This window comes from Halopenitus malekzadehii, assembly GCF_900108505.1.
GTDB classification, from domain to species: Archaea; Halobacteriota; Halobacteria; order Halobacteriales; family Haloferacaceae; genus Halopenitus; species Halopenitus malekzadehii.
Genome location: NZ_FNWU01000027.1, coordinates 1 through 19,316, shown reverse-complemented (window position 1 = coordinate 19,316; position 19,316 = coordinate 1). Strand labels below are relative to the sequence as shown.

Genomic DNA, 19,316 nt, shown 5'->3' with positions numbered 1-19,316 from the left:
GATCCAGTCGCAACCACCGCTGAGGCGTGTGATTTCGGGCATAGAGCACTCAGAAATCATCACGCCTCACTTTTCACCCTTAACTAAACACGACCGTATCAATACCGCTCTTGAGCGTCCATCAGTTCTTGAAGCCGTGTTATTCGAATCTTCATATCCGGATGTGTGGCAACGATCTGATCCAGTCGCTGATGAAGCGTAGCGAACGCCCCGTCGGACTTGACATCTAGGGCGACGATCGTGAACGCTCCGATCTCCGCACGTGGAACTGTCGTGGCCGATCGCTCATCGACCGCGTTCTCGATCGTTCGGAGCGCCGTTGCGAGTGCTGCTGGTTTCCCGGTGATCGCGACTGCACCGCGATCAGCGGCAAATTCCCGTGCCCGCGACAACGAGACATACAATAGAAACGTACAGATCCCAATCGGGAGCGCGACGACAAGCCCGACCGTGAGAAGCGCGTCGGCATAGTCCGCACGACTCACGGAGCCGTGCTCTACGCCTGCCGTCGGTCCCGCCAACAGGGTTCCGACGCGTCCCGCTGCCGCGATCGGAAGCGCGACGGCGGTCATCACCGCAGCATCACGGTTCTTGGTGTGTGCAACTTCGTGTGCGACGACTGCTTCAAGTTCTGCATCGTCCAGCAGGTCGACAAGACCGTCGCTGACGAGCAGACGAGCATCCTGCGGAGAGAATCCAGTGGTTAGCGAGAGTGGCTGCTCAATCGGGGCAACATAGATGGCAGGAATGGGCGCGTCGGCCTGATGGCTCACGGATCTCACCGTCGCTTGCAATGTTGGATATTCGTCTGCAGTGGCAGGTCGTGCTCCAGTCGCATCGATCACGTACGACGGCGCATCGCGTTCACCCCATACAACCGCGGCCAGAACGGCCACCGTCGCGACTCCGACGAGCCCGTTTGCGACCGGCGTCCCGAACTCCAGGGGCATCGGTGTGAAAAGGGTGATAAATCCGATACTGAGTGCGACGGCGACCCCGCTGGCAACCGATGCAGCAAAGACGAGGAGCACAAGTCCAAGCAGCGACACGACCATTCGAAGCTGGAGGCGACGGTTCGGGGACCACTCCATCATCGAACGAATACGATAGCAATCCGTTAATTCTGTGGATTAACTGATGAGGTCCGCGCGAACCAGTAGCCGTAACCGAACGGAATGACGCCAGTGAGTAATCCGAGACACACGGCAAGTGGTCCAAAAACCAGTCCAACGAGGCCAATCACGGCCGACAGTGCTGCCGTGGCGAACAATCCGATTCCGACCGTCACACCAACGAGCAGGAGCCACCGTCGCTGGGCCGCAAGAACACCCGCGACGAGGCCGGTGGCGACGACGACAGCGGTCGTCGGACCGGTGACGAAACGGGTGGGTGAGCCGCTCTCAAAGAGTGCGGTTGCACCAAGTGCGATCGGAATCGCAAGTGCGGCGATCGCGGCGGCACGACGGACGGTCAATAGACGGGCGCGCGTCGGTTCACGATAGCGGTACCCGAGAAGCCCTAACGCGACTGCGACGTATCCACGTCCGACCGGTGTGAGCAGAAATCCGATGGCCACGCTCGCCAACTGGGTTCCCAGTGCGCCCTCGTACTCAGGCGCGACGACGTAGTACGTGCCATCCTGCTGGTACAAGCCCTGTTCGACGATCGATGCGGTCGTCGTTCCTGATTCAATAGCTGTCCGAACCTCGGATGGGGCTTCGGATACCGGACGAGCAACGGTTGAGAACACCGTTTCGGGGTTGGTTCGCTCCATCTGGATCGTCGCGTTCGTCGTCTCCTCTTTCGTCGAGATCGTCCACGCGTAGTAGCTCCCGTTATACCAGACATACGGCGTCCTGACGTCCTCGATCACGATGTGCAACTCCGGCTGGAGCGTTCCGTTATACGACCCGGTTGCGACTGCGGTTCGAATCGGGACTTGATATTGAGCGGGTGTATCAGACAGTCGTTCCTCGAGGTCGGTTACGTTGCTCGTTGCACGCGTGACGAGCTCCGGATTCTCTCCGGGTTCGACGGACGTCGCCTCGTACGTGATGGTTGCACTCCCCGTCGTGGCGTGGAAGGCGAAGCTGAAGGTACTGCCAACGACGAGCAGGATGAGCAGTGCGACGGTACGGGTGGAGGGAAGCGAGCGGGGCATAGTTCGGTGAGGGCTGGAGTTTGGTTGATTGCATCTCCGACGATTTCAGAGCGGGAACTACGGTGGGGCTGAGCTACCGTCGATCGCGTTATGTCTGATTCGGTAGTTTGTGTCGAAACGCGTGAAGGGCGTTTTGGCCGGTATCGGTTAGTGAAATCTGTTTCGTGCGTCCCACTGATTCGACCGCAATGTATCCGTCTTCCTGGAGTGGATCAATGATACGACTGTTTAGTAATGCGAATTTCGCCTTCTCATTTGTCGGGTCAGACTGCGTGATGAAGGAGAGATCGTTCTCCTCAGCAAAGGTGATGAGGTCGCTTTTCTTCGGGGTATAGGTCGACTCGGTGGTCGTCTCGATGTAGTTTAGGATCCGGACCTGGTCGGTCGTCGGCGTCTCTAGCGGGTACGATGGCAACTGTTCCGCGAGCTGCATTCCCTCCGTTCGTGGTGACTCCTGAACAGGATGCGCCTGTGATTCCGGATGAACGTGATAGCCGCTCGCCCCAGTCGCCATACACGCCAATGCGGCCCCAACCGTCGCCAGCTTCGGCCCACTTGAGACATTGACGCGAACGATATCGTCCTGATACTCGTCCGCGATCGTCGTTACTTCGCCGAGTACGTCGTACATATCCGTGAGATCGATTTCGCGGGCTTCCATCGTCACGCCGACGTCGGTGAGTTCAGCTACCAGGTCGTCGTGGTACGTAACTGGCTTCCGTTGCGGGTCTCGCAACAGGTAGAGCACATCCGCGTTGTACGTGAGAACGGGTTCTTTGATGCGGTCGTATTCGTATCCAAGAGGCGCGATATGGACTTCGACTACTGACCGAAGTTCGGTCTCGTCACTCATTCTCGATAGTATAGATAGTAATAATACTATAATTGTATTGATTGTATTTTTAGTTTCTTTAGTATCGTAATAGAGTATAATAATTCTCTGCAAGTACTCGAATATGCAACGGTGTGTCACCCAATGTGCCTCCCTGCCGTTTCGAAACGCCCGCGATCCCCGATGCAGACCGTACCACCCCTCCAAAAAACGCCGGTCGACGTCGCCACGAGGAGGCGCTCCAATGAAAGTTAACGATCTGATAACTGCTGAGTTCACAGCTGGGGACGAGTGTTCGCCCGGCGTCGTAACGCTCGACGACAGCGACGTCATCAAATCGCTGTCATCAGCAACCGCTCAGCGAATCGTCGCGACGCTGACGGGGTCACCGCGGACAGCGTCAGCGATCGCCGATGAGGTTGATACGTCGATTCAAACGGTCTCATACCATCTCGATCGCCTCGAACGGGCTGAACTCATTGCCCCCATCGGGACGACGTATTCCGAAAAGGGGCGGAAGATGGATATCTATTCGCTGACGACGCGGAAATTGGTGCTCAGTTTCCGTGACGGGCAGCAGTCATCGACACCACGTGAAGACTCCTGATGGTGCCCCTTTTTGATTCGTAAGGGATGTCGAAGCTGTAGCGATCTCCGACTGAGCACCGGCACATCTTCCAGCATTCGAGGCAATCATACAGTCCCACTCGAGGCATACGAGTTGTCTTGCGGTCGTCACAGGGAACGCAGCAGTTGCCGGATGGTCCCATATAGTGAACCCCCAAGAAAAGGCTACGCGATGCGGCCAATCGACGACGAACGCGAAATGGTGCGCAACGAAAATGGGAAACTCTAGGCCATATTGAAATTCTGTTCTTCAGGCATATTTTTGTCTGAAACAGCCGGTCGCTAAAGAGTGCGTACTGATCACTTCAAGGCATCGCGCCTAACGTAGCGGCCACTGCAATAGGTATTAGAATTGCCAAAAACAGCCACTGATGCTGATCCGTCCATTGTCGAACTCTCGTTGAACGGTGGCGTAAAAGAGCAATCGCACTGAAGGAGAGAAGCCCCAGCACACTGACTGGGTTCCCAGCAAGTCCCATCCAGAGTGCAACAGGGAGCGGAAGAACAGTCATAACGAGATCTGCTGTTCTTTCGACATTCATACTCTCCACTTTCGACATCAAAGTATATTTCTACTGGTCTTGGAGAATATTTCACTCTATAGATATTCTGTCTTGTGTGATCTGTGGCCTGTCTCTATTGGTCGTCTTGAGTGGGGGTGAACGCGTTGAACTGTCGGCCGGATATTTCGATTGGCGCTATGCGGTAGTATTCCATTGTGAACTCTTCTGGTGTCGTTTCGGTGTAAATACACCGACGCTGTTTTCCAGCCGGAAGCTCTCCCGAACAGTTTTCAGACTCCTCGCTAACGCCGGCCGATCATATCGAGAATGAAAGACAGACGATCGCTGGACAACTAGATGACGCTGACGTTTCCCGAGTGCTGCTGCACCGTTTGACGTCGTCACTCCCCAGCAGGCGTAATGTCGGACGGAAATTCGGCGTAGGTGATGTACGCCGTCCCCTCGTACTCCGGGAGCCACGTCCCATATGAATCGCTGGTTTCGAGCCCTCGATGAGCTCGGAGTCGTGAGATGACTGATCGGAACGCGTCGGTCGCGCCGTCGAAGTATCCACTGTCGATCGCCTCCTCAACGATCTCTTGTTCGGCGGATGACAGCCCCGACAGGGGAAACAGGAATTCCGATCGGATCCGTTCGGCGTATGCCGCAGTACTTGGTGCGATTTCGGTCATCTCGTACCGGTACGTCACTTCCTCGACGGTCTCGCTCTCGAGTTGCACGCGGTACGTCGTGCCCTGATACTCGATGAATTCGTACTGTTGCGTCGGAACGAGTACCGACGCATCGGTTTCGGTCTCGGGATAGACGTATCGCGTTCCCATATCGAATCCGTCGTTCTGCGGTGGATCGTCTTGCGGCGGGATCACCCCATCCAGCGCCGTTTTGTCCACGTCCGGGAGGTCGGCATACGCGATCGAGTCATTTGCCTCGGCCGAGGCGGTTTCGTCCGGATCGTAGTCCACACGGATGTCGTAGCTGGTTCGATCACGACGGCCGATTTCGGTCGCGGAAACGTCGTAATACCGTCCCTGAAACGCGACTGGCTCGTCCGTATCGATTGGGCGGGAGATCCCGGCTGCAGTCGCCGATCCGTTCTCGACAACCTCCTGAAGGATCGCGTGCGCGTCGGACTCCGGAGAGATGGACCGAGAGGTTTCAGCGGCGAGCCGGTCAGGCGTCGCTTCCTGCATATCGAGAACGTTCGACGGATGCGCACATCCAGCGAGCGGGACCGTGAGGAGGGCCGTCGTCGCGAGGTACTGGCGGCGGTGCACGAACCACCGAACGTTCGATGTCACTGAAAAGGTTCGGTATACTAGAATGAGCGTTTGAACGTCTCGAATACCGAAAAGAAACCATCATTCCTATGACGGAAGACCCGGCACGACCTGATATGGCCCTCCCACGCTGGTTTCCGCTTGCTCGAGCGGAAGCACGACGGCTACTCACGTCCAAAGGTCCCTGGATGCTTGCGATCCTACTTGTCCTCTGGGCGTATCGTCCTAGCTACGTCGGGTGGGACGAGCTCGGTCCGAACTTGACGGTTGGATTCATCCAGATCGCCGGATCCGTGCTTCTCCCGCTCGGCGTCCTCCTATTGAGTTATCGCTCGATCGTCGCCGAGCGCTCGTCTGGGAGCCTCAAATTCCTGCTGGGGCTTCCGCTCACGCGAACCGACATCCTCGTCGCCAAAACGCTTGGCCGGAGTGCGGGGATCGCGATCCCCGTCATTGGAGCTGTGGTAGTTTTAGTTCTCGCCGGCGGATTTCGATTCGGCCTCTTTTCACCGCTCCGATTCGGCGCCGTGCTGCTGGTGACGCTGTTGTACGTCGTCACTCTCGTCTCGATCGCGACTGCCGTCTCAGCGTCAACGACGAGCACGGTTCGAGCCACCGGCATACTCTTCGGCGGGTTCTACCTCGTTCTGACGGTTCTCTGGAAGCCCGTCGCAAGCGCGATCTATAGTGCCGCCTCCGGACACGCGGTGAGTGCGTACGACGCTCCAGCTGACGGGGCGTTGTTCCTTCTTCTTCGCGTGTCGCCCGAACGATCGTATCACATCGTGACGAATTGGCTACTCGGGGTCGGGAACTCGGGGGCGTTGTTCGAACCGGCACTCACCAAACTCCGGACGCCGACGTCGATCAACGTGTACGCCGTCGACGCGGCGTTCGAACCCGGATCCGTTCCGCTGTATCTTCACGAACTGTCCGGACTTCTGGTCCTGTTGTGCTGGCTGATCGTTCCCCTTGGAGTTGCCCGATATCGGTTCGAACGGGGTGACCTCGTATGACGTCGATGGCGATCGAAACCACCAATCTCACGAAACGGTACGGGGACACCGTCGCGCTCGACGGGCTCGATCTGTCCGTCGAGCGAGGAGAAGTCTACGGATTTTTAGGACCCAACGGCGCCGGCAAATCGACGACGATCAATCTCCTGCTGAACTACATCAAGCCGACATCGGGAACCGCACGCGTGCTCGGATACGATCCGTGGACCGACGTCGTCGCCAGTCACCGCCGGATCGGGATCTGCCCCGATCGGTTCAGTACCTACGACGGGATGTCCGCCCGGCAACACCTTCAACTCGTGATCGACACGAAGAACGTCGATGACGATCCGGAACGGCTCCTCGAGCGCGTCGGGCTCGCCGACGCAGCTACGCGCCCTGCAGGCGAGTTCTCACAGGGGATGGAACAGCGACTCGCCCTCGCGATGAGTCTCGTCGGCGAACCTGACCTCCTGATTCTCGATGAACCGTTCACTGGCTTGGACCCACACGGGGTCGCGCTCGTTCGCGACGTCGTCGACGCCGAATCCGATCGCGGTGCGACCGTCTTCTTCTCGAGTCACGTGCTCGGACAGGTCGAAGTGGTCTGTGACCGCGTCGGCATTCTGCATCACGGCCGACTTGTCGAGGAGGGAAGTCTTGCTGACTTCCGGGATCAACTGGAACTATCTGACGACGCAACGATAGAGGACGTCTTCGTGGAGCTGACATCGGAGACCGTTGCCTCCCCGGAGGAGAGTCGATGAACCGCCGCCAGTACCTTCTCACTTCGACGACTGCACTGGCCGGGCTGTCCGGCTGTCTCGGTGAGACGGAATACACGGTGACCGACGTGTCAGTTAAGCACACGAACGCGCCACTCTCACTCGAGGTGATCGCGTCGGACACCGGCATCACGGTCGACAGTCCCGGCGTGCTGGACGTGAGACTGCACAACACGAGCGAGACCTTGATCGACGTCCGCAGTACCGGTACGTGGCCGTTCGGGCTACTTGCGCTGGATCCGCCGACGGACCGGAATTCCGGTACGGTGCTCTTGCTATCCGATCACTATGCCGACTCCGAGCACGTCGAGGTCGGGGCAAACAGCGTCTGGACGGACAACGAGCCGATCAGTCGATCGGTGGACGCCGGAGCCTCCGTTACCGAACGGTACGAGATCCACGGAGACCGCATCTACCGTCCTGGGGATCATACGCTCCGTGGATACTTTGAGCCGGTATTCCTCTCGTTCCGGTCCGGCGAAACCGAGGAGTGGGTCCCGTTCCAAGCGGAGGCCGTCGTCACTATTACGACGCGCTCGCTACTCCCCTGACCCAGTCCACGGGACGTCGGTTCGGGGGAGGCCCGATATCGAGTGCCGGGTGCGCGTTTGTACGCTACTGTACCGCCTCATCAATGACCCGATCAATGACCCTGACGAATTCCTCGGGATGTTGTGTTCCAACGAGCACTGCACGCCCGTTTGTCCGTTCGATCCACATCCCTTGGTCGCCACTCACGTTGTATGCAATCTCCCCGGGAGTCCAGCGGATACCCCAGCCACCGAACTCACGAAGAGGACTGTACCGTTTCGCCTCGTAACGCTCGATCTCTGACCACGAAATCTGACGGAACGATCGGTGAAGCGGCCACATTTTGAAATAGATGCCATCGGCTCTCACTTCGGTCCTGAGACGAAGGCTGTAGAGGAGTGCCGCGACGCCGCCGACAACGAGGAGTCCTCCCCACGAAATGGGACCGAATATGATCAGAAGAAGGGAGATAGCTCCAAGAAGGGCCCAGATCCACGGCTGACGAAACCGCTGTACTTCACGAAATCGTGGATCTCTCTCCATACGGTGTGGTGAACTACCCCTGCCTACTCGCCGCCTTCGGCGGCTCCTTGAGGCAGGGGCTTCCTGTTTCAACGACGCGCTTTGGAGACACAACATAGGGTGTTCCCTCAGTGTCCCCAGAGAGCGCAGTCTCCGCAGGCGTTGATTCGGCCATGCCCTGACCTACATCTTCCGCCGGAGTTTCGATTCCGAGTTGTTGCAGTCCGAGGCGTTTGATCTCTAACGCGGCGTTGTAATCCCTATCAGCTTCGAATCCACACGAGGGGCACGAGTGCTCGCGGACCCATAGCGGTTTGTCCGTCTCACACCCGCATTGTGAGCAGCGTTTCGTTGTGCCTTCCGGTGGCACCTCGATGACGTAACACCCGTTTTTCTTCCCGTGGCGCTTGAATGCCTGAATCGTTTGCCGCCACGACATCGCTGCAATATTCCGACTGTTCCTGCCATCTTCTTTCATCGCTTTCACGTCCAGGTCTTCAAGGAACACTGCATCGTACTGGGTGGTGTATTCGTGGGCGAGTTTCTCCCGGTAGTCTTCACGCCGGGTCTGCAATCGCTCGTATGCCTGAGCAAGTTGTTGCCGGGCTTTCTCCCAGTTGTTCGAGCCGTGTTCTTTCCGGGAGAGATTACGGTGCCGGCGCTCAATTCGGTCCCGGTCACACTGGTCGTCAAGTGACTCGAACGACCGACCGTCTGAGTCATAAATGAACTTCGTGATGCCGAGATCGATCCCGACTGTGTCTTCCGGTGCGATGTCCTCGACAGCCGGGTTTTCTGGGTATTCCGGGTCGTAATCTACGAGGATGCTGACGGTCCAGTCACCGGTTTTCTCTTTCTTCAGGATGACCTGTGTGATGTCTCCGTCGTCGGGGAGTGAGCGGTGGTAATTCAGGTGGAAGTCACCGATTTTGGAGAAGTTCACGATCGCGTGGTTAGTCCGATCCGTGTTATTAGCCACGTCGAAACCGGACTGATTGTACACGATGCTGCGGAACTCGTGCGGTGGTTTCCATTTTAGCCGCCCAACGCCGTAGCCTCGGGCTTGAAGAGACTCAAGTACGCTCTCGCTTTGTTTGATCCGGCGAACAGCCATCTGCAGGCACTTGGAGTATGCAGTGCTCCATTCTGGCCACCGGTCTTTCCACGCCGTGATTTTGTTTTGCATCTCCCGGTACGATGGTTTGTCGTAGTCGGGTCGGGGGCGGTATTCTTGCGTGAGTGCGTGGTTGTACACTTCTCTGCAGGTTTGAATATCGCTCCACGCAGCGGCGGCTGTCTCGTCGCAGTCTGGCGTTGCAGCGTACTTGAACGTCTCCTCAACCACTACTATTTTGGTAGGCTGACTGGCACTTGAACGTTCGGGAAGTCAAGGAGTGTACGGCTGTATCCCCGCCCTACTCGCTCCCTTCGGTCGCTCCTTGAGGACGGGGACTTAGCCTGCAAGAGTTGAATCGTCGCTCCTCGGTAATAGGTTCTCTGGCCATCGGGAATAGTGGTCAACACGCAGACGTCAGCGACCGACTGTGAACCGTCGCGCTCGATTACGGAAACACGTGCGGACGACCGCTTCAAATGTGCTGAAAACGACACCTATTTGAAGAAAAATACGAACGGTATCGGTTGTGCAAGTACGAGAGATACTCTCTACTCATCTCCCGGATGCCGTGATTGCTGCGGTTATATTCACGATTTTTAATATCTATACGGACGAGGTTGTTGGTCCGTTCTCAATCATTCTCGATTTTCTTCTCCACGTCGTCGCGATCTTCCTCGGATTCATCGTCATCAATGCGATCTGGAACAGCGTATTCGGGAGCGAAGCAACGTGACCTCTCCCGCCTGCTCGATCCTCAACGAGCGATTTCTTCACGAGGGGCGGAGCGGTAGTGTTGGAGCACTTCCTCACAGGGAGATGGCGGACGGCGCTGGAAACTAGCTATCCCGTTCGGGCACGTCACCAAGGGCTCCGAGACCGTCGATGTGGGTGGCGGTAAAGAACACGGCCCCGTCAACCAACACCGGTGGTGATGTCACCTGGTGGTGGAACCCTGGATCGAACCCGTAGTACCAGCGCAACTCTCCCGATTTCCGGTCGAACGCGCTGATCGTTATTTCCCCGGATGCGAAGTCGGGGTCGTCAACCGGGAGCACGACCGTTTCGGTTCCGACGCAGATCCCCGCCACATACGACACTGGAACGTCGCGGCGCCATCGTTCAGCTCCGGTTTCGACGTCGACTGCGACGACGCCGGACGCGGTAGTCACGAACACGGTCCCGTCGGCAGCGGCAACCGTCTGTGGATCTTCGCTCTCGTCGAACGAGTGGAGCTCGCGGAGCCGGTCGCCGGTTGCCTCGTTATAGACGACCAGCGTACGGTCGTCGACAACGACCACTCCCTCCTTGGTTGCGACGGGCGCGGCGGACCCGGGTGTGGACGTGAATTCCCTCCGCCAGCGCTCCGAGCCATCCTCCAGCGAGAGCGCAACGAGGGACGGCGCTGCGTCCACGTTCCCGACGGCAAACACACGCCCGTCAGACACTGCAGGCGCACGGACGAGTTGACGTACCGTGTCGATGTCCCAGTGTTTCTCCCCGTCCGCTGCGCTAAACGCCTCGATGCCGCTCTCGGAAGCGACTAGTACGGTTCCGGTGGCTTCGTCCGCGACAAGCAGTTCGGTAGAGTCGATCCCATTCGTCCGTTCCGTCCAGATCTCTTCGCCCATTTGCGGATCGAGCGCAACGAGTTCCGTATCGTACGCCACGAGAAATCGATCGTCGACGACGACGGTCCCGTGGTCTCCGCTGGCATTGAGAGTAGTTCGCCACTGTTCGGTGCCGTCCTGTGCGTCAAGCGCGATCGCACTCCCGTCGTTACTAGGGTCGAAGTTCGTCAGATATACCGTCCCGTCGGAAACCACGGGCTGCCAGCGTGTGAAGGCCTCCGAGGTCCACGCCAGGTTTCCCCTTGGGGGTGCTGAGGCGTTCGTTGCGAACGTGTTCGTCCCATCGGCACCGTACTGTGTCCACGCACCGGTGGGTGCCTTCGGAAGGGGCGTGTCCGAGTCCAGCGATGGGAGCATTGACAGACATCCCGAGAGTGTACTCGCGCCGACGACCGTCGTCGACAGGATCGTCCGCCGGTTCATATGGTACTCGAATGACAATTTTCACTTCTTTCTTCCGATATGGTAGCGGTCGGCTATCCGGGACATCGCTGCATTGAATCGTTCGCTGGTGCCTTCCGATCGATGTCGATCCAGTATTCAACGACGCACAGGCCGTGTACTTTACCACAACCGGATCGCTTCTACAGGCTAGAAGAATCGCCCAACCTCAACCGCGATATCAATGATTCCAGTTTTCGCTTGATTTACGAGCCCGTTTCCTTGGACGGTAATCGCATCGTCACGGTACATCTGCTGAGCCACCGAGACGGGATCGTCGGCGGTGGAGACGGTGCAGGCAGTCGTCCGATTCATCGTAACTGTAACGTCAGGGTCTGCAGCTGGCCCAACGTTCACATCGGTGATCGTGAGGGATTCGTTGAGAGAGACAGTGTAGGATTGCTGCGACGCGTTGGAGATGCGTATTTCAGTTGTATTCGAACTGACGATGGTTGCCACTGACGAGGGGATCGCATCCGTGTTGTCGTTGAACAGCGCAACAGATCGATCGACGTTCGCATCTACTTGTTCGCTCCCACAGGTGAGCTCTGGCGAGTCCTGGGCCTGAACCGGAGCAACCCACACAGTAGCGAGAGCGCCGAGAATCAGTATCGTTACCGTAAGTATTCGACGCATAGGTCCTATTCGTGGTCAACTACCTTTAGTGGCAGGTCGTATGCAGTCCTCGGTAGACCAACACTGAGCGTGTGTGCAGTTCTCACGTCCGGTATAACGAGTAGAGAATCAATCCTAACCCACTTATCTCAAGCAGTCGGCTCGCCATCGGAAGTACGTACGAGAGGAGGAACTCCTCGTTTCCGATTCCAGGTGCAAATAGCGTGAATACTATTGAGAGCCCGAATGGAGCAACTGTGATCAACGCAAGCCCGACTGCGAGATACAGCATTCGCTGGCTGTCATTCCGTCTATACCCCCGAAATGCCTGAAAAACGATGATCAGGCCGAGCGCGCTAGCAAGGAGTGTTGCCGCGAGCAGCGAGAGGTACAAGACTGGTTCGGTCGTCGACATCGTCACAGGTCCTCCCACATATCGGTGAACCGGTCGGCTGCATCATCGGGTTCAGTCACGACGTCTGCAGAGAACTCACCGTCAGTCAACTCGATCGTGAGGCGGCTAAGCGTAGCCTCGTAGACGCTGTAGTGACGTCCCTCGTCGCGAAACTTCTTCCGCTCGGCGAGGAGATCCTGCTCGGAGAGGCGGTCAATACGCCGATAGATCGTTGGAAGCGATGCGTCACACGCCTCCGCGAGGTCCTTTGCAGACATTGGCTGTATACTCGTTTCAATGAGGATCCCTCGAGCGAATTCGTCATCAAGGACTTCGAGCAAGTCCTCGATCTCGGAATCCTCACTCACAATATCGACATCGACTCACGCCACCGTATAAACGATCGGTCTTTTCCGAAGGAGAAATTCGAGTGATCGTGCTGGGCTGAGGCCCTGTAACCAGTCACGATGATTGAGTATAAAAGCATAGCTCCTCCTTTCAGGACGAGAACAAGATGCTGAGTTCTATATGAGATGCGGACATCGGCACGGATGAATGGCCCTCCAGATCCAGCAGGTTATCTCTGATGGGATATCGGTAGCAGCGTCACGTAACGGAGCGATATTTGCGGTCCTGTTTGTCGTAGTCGAGACGGTTGGACTTCTCCTATTCTTCGGTGCAGGAACGCTCTATGTTCCCGTCGACGTTGGAACAGGAATTACATCAGGGACCGACATCGCTGCGGGCGGGGAACTCCCACAGATGGCATCCAGTATCGCAATCCTCCTCACAAGTGCCTTCACATCAATCATCACGATCCCGCTTTCGATCATCGCGATCCGAACGTTCGTTGGCGGGCATACCGACTCTATACCGGATCCCTACATCTTCGATCGCATCGGCCGCGCAACGGTATCCGGAGTGATTGTGAACTTTCTGTACGGGATTCTGTTGTTCGCGATCCCGATCGCCGCGGCGATCGGACTCTTACTTTCGATCGCCACGATCGGCAGACTGGACGTCCTCCCGGATCAATACTCCATCGTCGTCTTTGCGATAATCGGACTTCTCATCATATTCGGGACCATACTTGTGCTCGGAATTGTTTGGCTCCACTTTCTGTTTATCCTGCACGAGGTGAGCATCCGCCATCGCGGCGTTCTTGGTGCCTTCAAAGGGAGCTGGGACACGGTTCGCGGCCATCGACTCACGGTCGCGATGCTTGGTGTTGCCCTCGTGGCTATTCGGATGAGTGTGAGTTGGTTCGCCGTTCCGTCGACTGGCGGCCACTGGTCACCAGTTCAGATCGTGATAACGTCGGCCTCGATTGTCGCTTCGTCCATCGTCGGCGTGTTCGTGGCGGCGATCTTCGCCCGAGCGTATCGCAATCTCCGCCCTGATGTCACGGATGGTTTTATGTGATTCAATGTGTCTCACTTAACACAGAACTGCCGAAGACGTGAACTGACTACTATGCAGGTGACTACGCGTACTCAGCTCTCATTCATCCTCCGAACGATCGTTGCGTTGTGTCTCGTCGGCGTTGCAGCGCTCGTCGTCTTTGGGATCGTCGGCGCCATCGGGGCATTCCTCGGTTGGTACGGACTCGGCTACGTGCTTGGGCTCTTCGGGATGGCGACGGGCGATGAAACCAGGTTTTACGTTTTTCTGGAGCGGTCCGGAGTCTGGCTCCTAGCCACGTTCGTGATCCTGGCCATCATCTGGAGTGCTCATCGGGCCCGGGTGGCCGTCAACGAGTTTCGATCGGCGCTTCTCGCGGATGCAGATACTGATTCGGATGTACTCTCCGATCGGGTTCGAAAACTCGCGATACAAGCAAACACACCGACGCCGGCGGTCCAAGTGCTTGACGTTGATGACCCTGTCACGTTCACACTCGGAAGTGGAGGGGACGCAACCATCGTCGTGTCGTGTTCGATCATCGATCGTCTCGATAACAACGAACTCGACGCCGTTCTTGCCCACGAACTCGCGCATCTCAAAAATCACGATACGCGGATCATCGCCAGCGCATTACTCCCACTGCTGGTGGTGGACGAACTGTCCCCGGATCGGCCTGCCGGTGGGATAGGAGAACTGATCACCTATGCGATCGGTATCGTGCTGTCGACGTATATACAGTTCTCGGTCGCACTCCTATCTCGAGGTAGAGAGGGGGCTGCGGACATCGCTGCGGCTCGGATCGTGGGGTCGCCGGCAACGGTAGCGAACGCACTTGCAAAGCTCGATAAAGAGTATTGTACGCCGACAATGGACAAACGGTCGTGGGCGCACGCAACAAGCGCCCTTAACATTCTCCCCGTTGAGAACGAACAGGTGAGGACCGGTCCGTTTCAAACGCATCCGCCGACCGAGACACGAATTGAGCGGCTGCGATCGCTTGAACGCAATGCAAAATAGAGGATGTCATAGAAGGACCCTCAAACTCAAATTAAGGATCGCTCACTACAGCTGACTCACTCACCACTCACTTCGCTCGCGATTCGTGCCTTGCGCAGAGAGACACGCTGTCACTTCTAGGATGTCTGTATATCTTGTAGTTCCCCCCCACCAGTTTCGGGAGTCGACGTCGATTGCTGTGCTGGTGAGTCGTTAATGCCAACGAGTTCACGGTAGAAAATCACCGTAAAAACGACGAAGAAGGCCATAAAGACTGTTGTTCCAACGACAGAAGCAAACGTCCCGATAAGAGCGGGACCAAGATCAGGCGTCGGAGCAGGTTGTCCAGGAACCGACGGAGTGGGAATGATGAACGACATCAACAGCGCGTATCCAACCCCAAAGAGACCGCCGACGACGAGAGATAAAATCCCGTATCCACCGACTGTTCGAAGGTTGTGACGAACGACGTGAACGCTCCGAGAGAGTCCCCCAACCGGTCCCTCACCCTCGATGACGATCGCGTGAGCGTAGAAATGGATTGCAAAGAGAAGACTAAGAAATGCAAGAATGATGAGTGAGAACGCCAGAGCTAGCCCGATCGTGAGTGGTAGTCCACCACCACCCATACCAACCACGAAAGCGGCGATCAGTGTTCCAAAGGAGAACAGCAGACTGAATCCAAACAGTACACCTGAAACAGCTAGATACGCGAGTAGTACGGAGCCATACGCCGACTTCGTATGTTTCCAAAATCTGCCTAGCGACGTTTGAACCCCGGTTACTCCTGACCACTCACGAGAGCCTCGGTACACTCGACGAGTTCGTCCTCAGTTGTCCACTGGCAGAGGCGCCCAGCATCGTCGAGCATCTCGAAGATTGCGGTTTGCATTCCGCTGTAGGGGTTATCGATATTAACATTCGTGTCGATCGTGTCCGCATCCACCTTGTTGTACTTGCGGTTGAACACGTGCGTCTTCGCGAAGTACTCCTCGAGAGCCATGAAGTAGCCCTGTTCGACGAGAAAGCCGCCCTGGGCGTGTTCGGCGACGCCCACGAGGATGTCCGTGTAATCGGCGAGCAGCCGGAACTTGAGGTAGGTGTTCGTCCACTCACTCCGAATGTCGACCATCAGGAACGCGTACGCAGCGGGTTGTCGGTTGAGGCGGTCTTTCACGAGCTGGAGACGACGGATTTCGTGTTTCCCGTAGCTGCCGAGGACAAAGTACGACTCTTCAGCTGAGAAGATAGGCGTGAGCTCAGCAACACTCTGTTTGAGCGCTTCGTACTCCTTTGGCGTGAGTGAGGCTTCGTGGAGATATTCGTCTGCTTTCTCGGCGAGTTCGTCGACAGTAACCGGATCCTCACTCATTAGTACGAGAATTGCCCGTATCTTGCTTTAATGTGGCGAACGCATCAGAGACCGTATTGCTCTATACCGATTCGCATTTGAGCGAAACGCTTTTGCACGCACTACACGAATTGTGGTGTAATGAGTACCACCGACCACACGCCAAGCGATCTAGAGTCCGTTCGGGAGTGGCTCAACGTCGTCACCCAGGAGACGCGATTCGCGCTCCTCCAGGACATCCTCGGACACCCGTCGGAACTACCGACGCTGAAGGAACTCGACTACGTCAACCCGAGCAAGAGTCAGACGACAATTCGTCAGCACCTCCAGCAGCTCGTCGACGCTGGCATCGTCGAGGAAGTGCTCCTCCCCGAGAACCGCCGTCAGAACGACCTGCCGTACAAGTTCTACGGCATTAGTGAGAGTGGTCGACAGTTCCTTGAGGAGCATAAGCTCCACCGGGCACAAGACACGCTTCGAGAGATCTACGACCGCGTGGAGAAGACCGACGACATCAAACGCTACGAGACTGCCCCGCGACCCGAGCGCTAACAGCCCTCCTTTCACTTCGCAGATGGGGTGTCACCCTGAACAACTAGCCATTCGATTGGGGGCGCTCGCTTAGTCTATTCATCCGGGTTGACCGGGCCTTTGTACTTTGATTTGATTTTGTCCCCCTCACGCCCCTGCCAGTAGTATGTCGTCGCGCTCGATCGATTGGACGCCCCACGGAAGAAGAAATTCTCCCGTAGGTATTCCTCAATCCAACCATCAATACATCTCGTATATATGTGATCTAACAAAGATATAATAGATGCCAGAAGGTACGATCGTGTATGACTGACCCTGGTCTCGGTTCGTGGAGTGATGGTCTCTCCGCTCGGGAGCGCGTCAGAGAGATCGCCACGACTCTCACTGAAGCCCGTTCAGTTGAGTGGGTGCGCGAAGAAGCGCAGATCTCCTCGTGGCAAACTGCGAAAGACGAGTTGGAGATGCTCGTTGAATTCGGGCAAGTGCAGGCTGTTGAAGGCGACGACGGGAATACGAAGTACGCACCGAACTACCAGATCCGGTACTTCAACGAAGTGACTGAGTTAATCAACAGCCACACGCGTGAGGAACTCCGCGAGGAAATCGCATTCATCCAGGAACTGATTGACGAGTGGAAGCGCGAATACGCCGTTGAGTCGCGGGACGAATTAGAAGGCTGTGTTGAATCGCTGTAAGGCGGAGAGATTCACTGTGTGACGAAGCGTTTGATGTTATAGACGACACACATCAGCGCGATTTCGCGGAACTCACGAAACCATGACCGCGCTCGCACGGCGAAGCCGAGCGAGCGCTTCACAGCCGAGTTCACAGTTTCGGTCATAGAGCGCTGATTGTAGCGATTATCGTCGATTCTGGCGTTGTGTGCGTGGTCGTACGGTGCGAAGATGCGGTGCTTGATCAGCGGTCTGATCCCGAGATCGCGTAATCCTTCGCGGAGCGATTGCTTGTCGTAGCCTTTATCGGCCGCGAGAGACCGCAGATCGCCCGCATTCCGGCGGGCGATCTGCTCAGCAAGATCGGCGTCACTTCTCTCCCGGTTCGTTGAGCAGTGAACGTCAAGGACGGCTTGCGACGCTGTATCGACGAGTTTCGTGACTTTGAGCTTCTGAACGCGGTAGCTGATTCGCTGGCAGTAGTGGTGGCTGGCTGGTGAGCGGTCGTAGAATGTGGCGTCGATCGCGGCGTGTTCAGAGAGATCGTGTAGCTGCGCCGACTGGCGCAGCAGCACTCGACAGACGCTCATGCTGATCCGGTCGAACGCCTTACACAACATTGACGGCGCAGGGAGATCGGCCGCGTTGAGGCCGATCTCCCCGATTATTTGTGGCATCTCTTTGAGCAGGTCGATCGTCATGCGGTACGACGAATCGAGGTAAATCCGCAGACAGTGAAGGGAAACGAGTGCGTAGTCGGCGAATCCGCCGCCACCGTCCGGGGCGGCGGATTCGCCTCCATCGCCAGTAACTCTTTGAGCAACCGGTACAACCTCCCCGATGAAGCGGGAGATTTGCGTCATGGTCAACGGAACTCTCCCGCTTCAACTCCTTTGATTTAGCGTCCTACCTCGCCTCCGTATGGCGATTCAACACAGCCAATTAGAAGCAACGCTCACCGATGACGACCTCGACAGCGAGACGATTCGGGAACGTAACCGCGTGCTTCGCCAGTGGGAACGCTACGTGGACAACAAGCGTCTGCTCAAACACGCGCTGGAGCTCTACGATGACGCCCGGGAACTCTCCGCGGGACGGAACAATTCATCGAATTCATCGATACCACTCTCGCAGTAGAACCGAACAGTTTAATGATTTTTCTCGCCGATCGCGCCAATCTCGATAAACGAACGCTTCTCACACGAATCCATAGCCGGTTCCAGACACAGGCTCCCAACGAAGCGTCTCCCATTGAGCAGGTCCGGTATCATACGTCTGCAGGGAACAAAACCGGTGTCCGAGCGACGATCTCATCGGACGGATTTCTCGACACACCGCATCCAGTCGCTGAAGCGGAGCTACAGGTCTCGTTTGACTTCCCGCAAACTCACGCATACGACTGTTACAGGATTCAATGGGTCGAATTCGACCGGAACCTGATAGTCGGGTGGCACCAGGACGAGACACATGTGGACCGTGGAGAGTGTCATTTCCAGATTGATCACCACGGAGAAACAGTACAGCGAGAGACAGCCGAGTTTCTCGGTACGCACCCGTTGAACGTGCTCGACGAGCGAATCGACGATCTCGTGGACGTACTCGATGCATTGACGTGGGACGATGGGATCCCACGTGTTCCAAAACAAGCCGTCCGGTGAATACCCACCTCAGCAAACCAAAGAATCATACAACACATCGGTACTTGTCTTGCAGTATCGAACGACGATTGAATCCTGGTGACGGTAGCCTTCCTCGCACTCATAGCTGCGAACGTCCGGTTTCGCAGTCGTTCACGCCCGAGCGATTCGCAGACTACTGGGCTTGACGATACGGATTTACCAGAATTGAGGCGAGAATGCCCCTTCCTCAACGAGCGAACGCAGTGAGCGAGTAGGGAGGGGATGAATCGCC

General features: G+C 56.7%; 24 protein-coding genes. 11 read left to right on the top strand and 13 right to left on the bottom strand.

The genetic code is table 11. From position 1 onward, the window contains the following. Positions 1–98 precede the first annotated feature (98 nt). From BLW38_RS15095 to BLW38_RS15085, 3 genes are all read right to left on the bottom strand, one after another. Complete coding sequence (locus tag BLW38_RS15095) at positions 99–1,091, bottom strand: M48 family metallopeptidase (protein ID WP_092818019.1); 993 nt, start codon at positions 1,089–1,091, stop codon at positions 99–101. A 26-nt stretch (positions 1,092–1,117) separates the two neighbouring features. Then, positions 1,118–1,873 (bottom strand): hypothetical protein, encoded by a 756-nt coding sequence (locus BLW38_RS15090; protein WP_245710263.1) that lies wholly within the window; start codon positions 1,871–1,873, stop codon positions 1,118–1,120. Positions 1,874–2,249: 376 nt separating this feature from the next. After that, the gene (locus BLW38_RS15085; protein WP_092818017.1) at positions 2,250–3,014 is read right to left on the bottom strand and encodes an HFX_2341 family transcriptional regulator domain-containing protein; all 765 of its coding nucleotides are present in this window, start codon (positions 3,012–3,014) and stop codon (positions 2,250–2,252) included. Positions 3,015–3,117: 103 nt separating this feature from the next. Here BLW38_RS15085 and BLW38_RS15080 point away from each other — a divergent pair, with 103 nt between their 5' ends. After that, positions 3,118–3,600, top strand: coding sequence for an ArsR/SmtB family transcription factor (locus BLW38_RS15080; protein ID WP_321166958.1), 483 nt, complete (start codon positions 3,118–3,120; stop codon positions 3,598–3,600). 924 nt (positions 3,601–4,524) lie between these two features. Here BLW38_RS15080 and BLW38_RS15070 read toward each other — a convergent pair. After that, positions 4,525–5,418 (bottom strand): hypothetical protein, encoded by an 894-nt coding sequence (locus BLW38_RS15070; RefSeq protein WP_143040920.1) that lies wholly within the window; start codon positions 5,416–5,418, stop codon positions 4,525–4,527. Between the two features lie 119 nt (positions 5,419–5,537). On the opposite strand from BLW38_RS15070, the gene BLW38_RS15065 reads away from it, so the two are divergent. From BLW38_RS15065 to BLW38_RS15055, 3 genes are read left to right on the top strand one after another with little or no spacing between them, the layout of a single operon-like run. Beyond that, positions 5,538–6,437, top strand: coding sequence for an ABC transporter permease subunit (locus BLW38_RS15065; protein WP_092818014.1), 900 nt, complete (start codon positions 5,538–5,540; stop codon positions 6,435–6,437). Beyond that, positions 6,434–7,183: an ABC transporter ATP-binding protein gene (locus BLW38_RS15060; protein WP_092818013.1), complete on the top strand. Its 750-nt coding sequence runs from the start codon at positions 6,434–6,436 to the stop codon at positions 7,181–7,183. Before BLW38_RS15065 ends, BLW38_RS15060 begins: the two co-directional genes overlap by 4 nt. Beyond that, a complete protein-coding gene (locus BLW38_RS15055; RefSeq protein ID WP_092818012.1) occupies positions 7,180–7,752 on the top strand; it encodes a hypothetical protein in 573 nt (190 codons plus the stop codon). Before BLW38_RS15060 ends, BLW38_RS15055 begins: the two co-directional genes overlap by 4 nt. A 64-nt stretch (positions 7,753–7,816) precedes the next feature. On the opposite strand, the gene BLW38_RS15050 is transcribed toward BLW38_RS15055, so the two are convergent. Together BLW38_RS15050 and BLW38_RS15045 are read right to left on the bottom strand one after the other, a co-directional pair. Then, positions 7,817–8,275 carry a hypothetical protein gene (locus BLW38_RS15050; RefSeq protein ID WP_092818011.1) on the bottom strand — a complete coding sequence of 153 codons (459 nt, stop codon included), beginning with the start codon at positions 8,273–8,275 and terminating at the stop codon, positions 7,817–7,819. Positions 8,276–8,288: 13 nt separating this feature from the next. Then, complete coding sequence (locus BLW38_RS15045; protein WP_092818010.1) at positions 8,289–9,599, bottom strand: RNA-guided endonuclease InsQ/TnpB family protein; 1,311 nt, start codon at positions 9,597–9,599, stop codon at positions 8,289–8,291. 298 nt (positions 9,600–9,897) lie between these two features. Between BLW38_RS15045 and BLW38_RS15040 the strand changes: the two genes are divergently transcribed. Next, the gene (locus tag BLW38_RS15040) at positions 9,898–10,104 is read left to right on the top strand and encodes a hypothetical protein (RefSeq protein WP_092818009.1); all 207 of its coding nucleotides are present in this window, start codon (positions 9,898–9,900) and stop codon (positions 10,102–10,104) included. Between the two features lie 103 nt (positions 10,105–10,207). On the opposite strand, the gene BLW38_RS15035 is transcribed toward BLW38_RS15040, so the two are convergent. The 4 genes from BLW38_RS15035 to BLW38_RS15020 form a co-directional block, all read right to left on the bottom strand. Further along, the gene (locus tag BLW38_RS15035) at positions 10,208–11,422 is read right to left on the bottom strand and encodes an outer membrane protein assembly factor BamB family protein (RefSeq protein WP_092818008.1); all 1,215 of its coding nucleotides are present in this window, start codon (positions 11,420–11,422) and stop codon (positions 10,208–10,210) included. Between the two features lie 168 nt (positions 11,423–11,590). Further along, positions 11,591–12,076 carry a hypothetical protein gene (locus tag BLW38_RS15030; protein ID WP_092818007.1) on the bottom strand — a complete coding sequence of 162 codons (486 nt, stop codon included), beginning with the start codon at positions 12,074–12,076 and terminating at the stop codon, positions 11,591–11,593. Positions 12,077–12,158: 82 nt separating this feature from the next. Next, complete coding sequence (locus tag BLW38_RS15025) at positions 12,159–12,470, bottom strand: DUF7521 family protein (protein ID WP_092818006.1); 312 nt, start codon at positions 12,468–12,470, stop codon at positions 12,159–12,161. Between the two features lie 2 nt (positions 12,471–12,472). Beyond that, positions 12,473–12,817 (bottom strand): winged helix-turn-helix domain-containing protein, encoded by a 345-nt coding sequence (locus tag BLW38_RS15020; protein ID WP_092818005.1) that lies wholly within the window; start codon positions 12,815–12,817, stop codon positions 12,473–12,475. A gap of 187 nt (positions 12,818–13,004) precedes the next feature. On the opposite strand from BLW38_RS15020, the gene BLW38_RS15015 reads away from it, so the two are divergent. Next, positions 13,005–13,871 carry a hypothetical protein gene (locus BLW38_RS15015; RefSeq protein WP_092818004.1) on the top strand — a complete coding sequence of 289 codons (867 nt, stop codon included), beginning with the start codon at positions 13,005–13,007 and terminating at the stop codon, positions 13,869–13,871. A gap of 51 nt (positions 13,872–13,922) precedes the next feature. Further along, the gene (locus BLW38_RS15010) at positions 13,923–14,870 is read left to right on the top strand and encodes a M48 family metallopeptidase (protein WP_092818003.1); all 948 of its coding nucleotides are present in this window, start codon (positions 13,923–13,925) and stop codon (positions 14,868–14,870) included. 116 nt (positions 14,871–14,986) lie between these two features. Here BLW38_RS15010 and BLW38_RS16035 read toward each other — a convergent pair whose 3' ends face one another. Next, on the bottom strand, positions 14,987–15,664 hold the full coding sequence (locus tag BLW38_RS16035) for a DUF7847 domain-containing protein (protein ID WP_449404974.1): 678 nt from the start codon (positions 15,662–15,664) through the stop codon (positions 14,987–14,989). Beyond that, positions 15,631–16,221, bottom strand: coding sequence for a hypothetical protein (locus BLW38_RS15005; RefSeq protein WP_092818002.1), 591 nt, complete (start codon positions 16,219–16,221; stop codon positions 15,631–15,633). The genes BLW38_RS16035 and BLW38_RS15005 overlap by 34 nt, the downstream gene beginning before the upstream one ends. A 120-nt stretch (positions 16,222–16,341) precedes the next feature. Between BLW38_RS15005 and BLW38_RS15000 the strand changes: the two genes are divergently transcribed. Together BLW38_RS15000 and BLW38_RS14995 are read left to right on the top strand one after the other, a co-directional pair. Further along, entirely contained in the window at positions 16,342–16,752 is a 411-nt protein-coding gene (locus BLW38_RS15000) for a winged helix-turn-helix domain-containing protein (RefSeq protein WP_092818001.1), read from the top strand. Between the two features lie 284 nt (positions 16,753–17,036). Further along, positions 17,037–17,426 (top strand): DUF7342 family protein, encoded by a 390-nt coding sequence (locus BLW38_RS14995; protein ID WP_245710262.1) that lies wholly within the window; start codon positions 17,037–17,039, stop codon positions 17,424–17,426. Between the two features lie 11 nt (positions 17,427–17,437). Here BLW38_RS14995 and BLW38_RS14990 read toward each other — a convergent pair whose 3' ends face one another. Beyond that, a complete protein-coding gene (locus tag BLW38_RS14990) occupies positions 17,438–18,268 on the bottom strand; it encodes an IS5 family transposase (RefSeq protein WP_092818000.1) in 831 nt (276 codons plus the stop codon). A gap of 58 nt (positions 18,269–18,326) precedes the next feature. Between BLW38_RS14990 and BLW38_RS14985 the strand changes: the two genes are divergently transcribed. Both BLW38_RS14985 and BLW38_RS16965 read left to right on the top strand, forming a co-directional pair. After that, on the top strand, positions 18,327–18,542 hold the full coding sequence (locus BLW38_RS14985; protein WP_245710261.1) for a DUF7342 family protein: 216 nt from the start codon (positions 18,327–18,329) through the stop codon (positions 18,540–18,542). Positions 18,543–19,025: 483 nt separating this feature from the next. Then, on the top strand, positions 19,026–19,145 hold the full coding sequence (locus BLW38_RS16965) for a DUF7386 family protein (protein ID WP_449404973.1): 120 nt from the start codon (positions 19,026–19,028) through the stop codon (positions 19,143–19,145). The last annotated feature ends 171 nt before the right edge of the window (positions 19,146–19,316 follow it).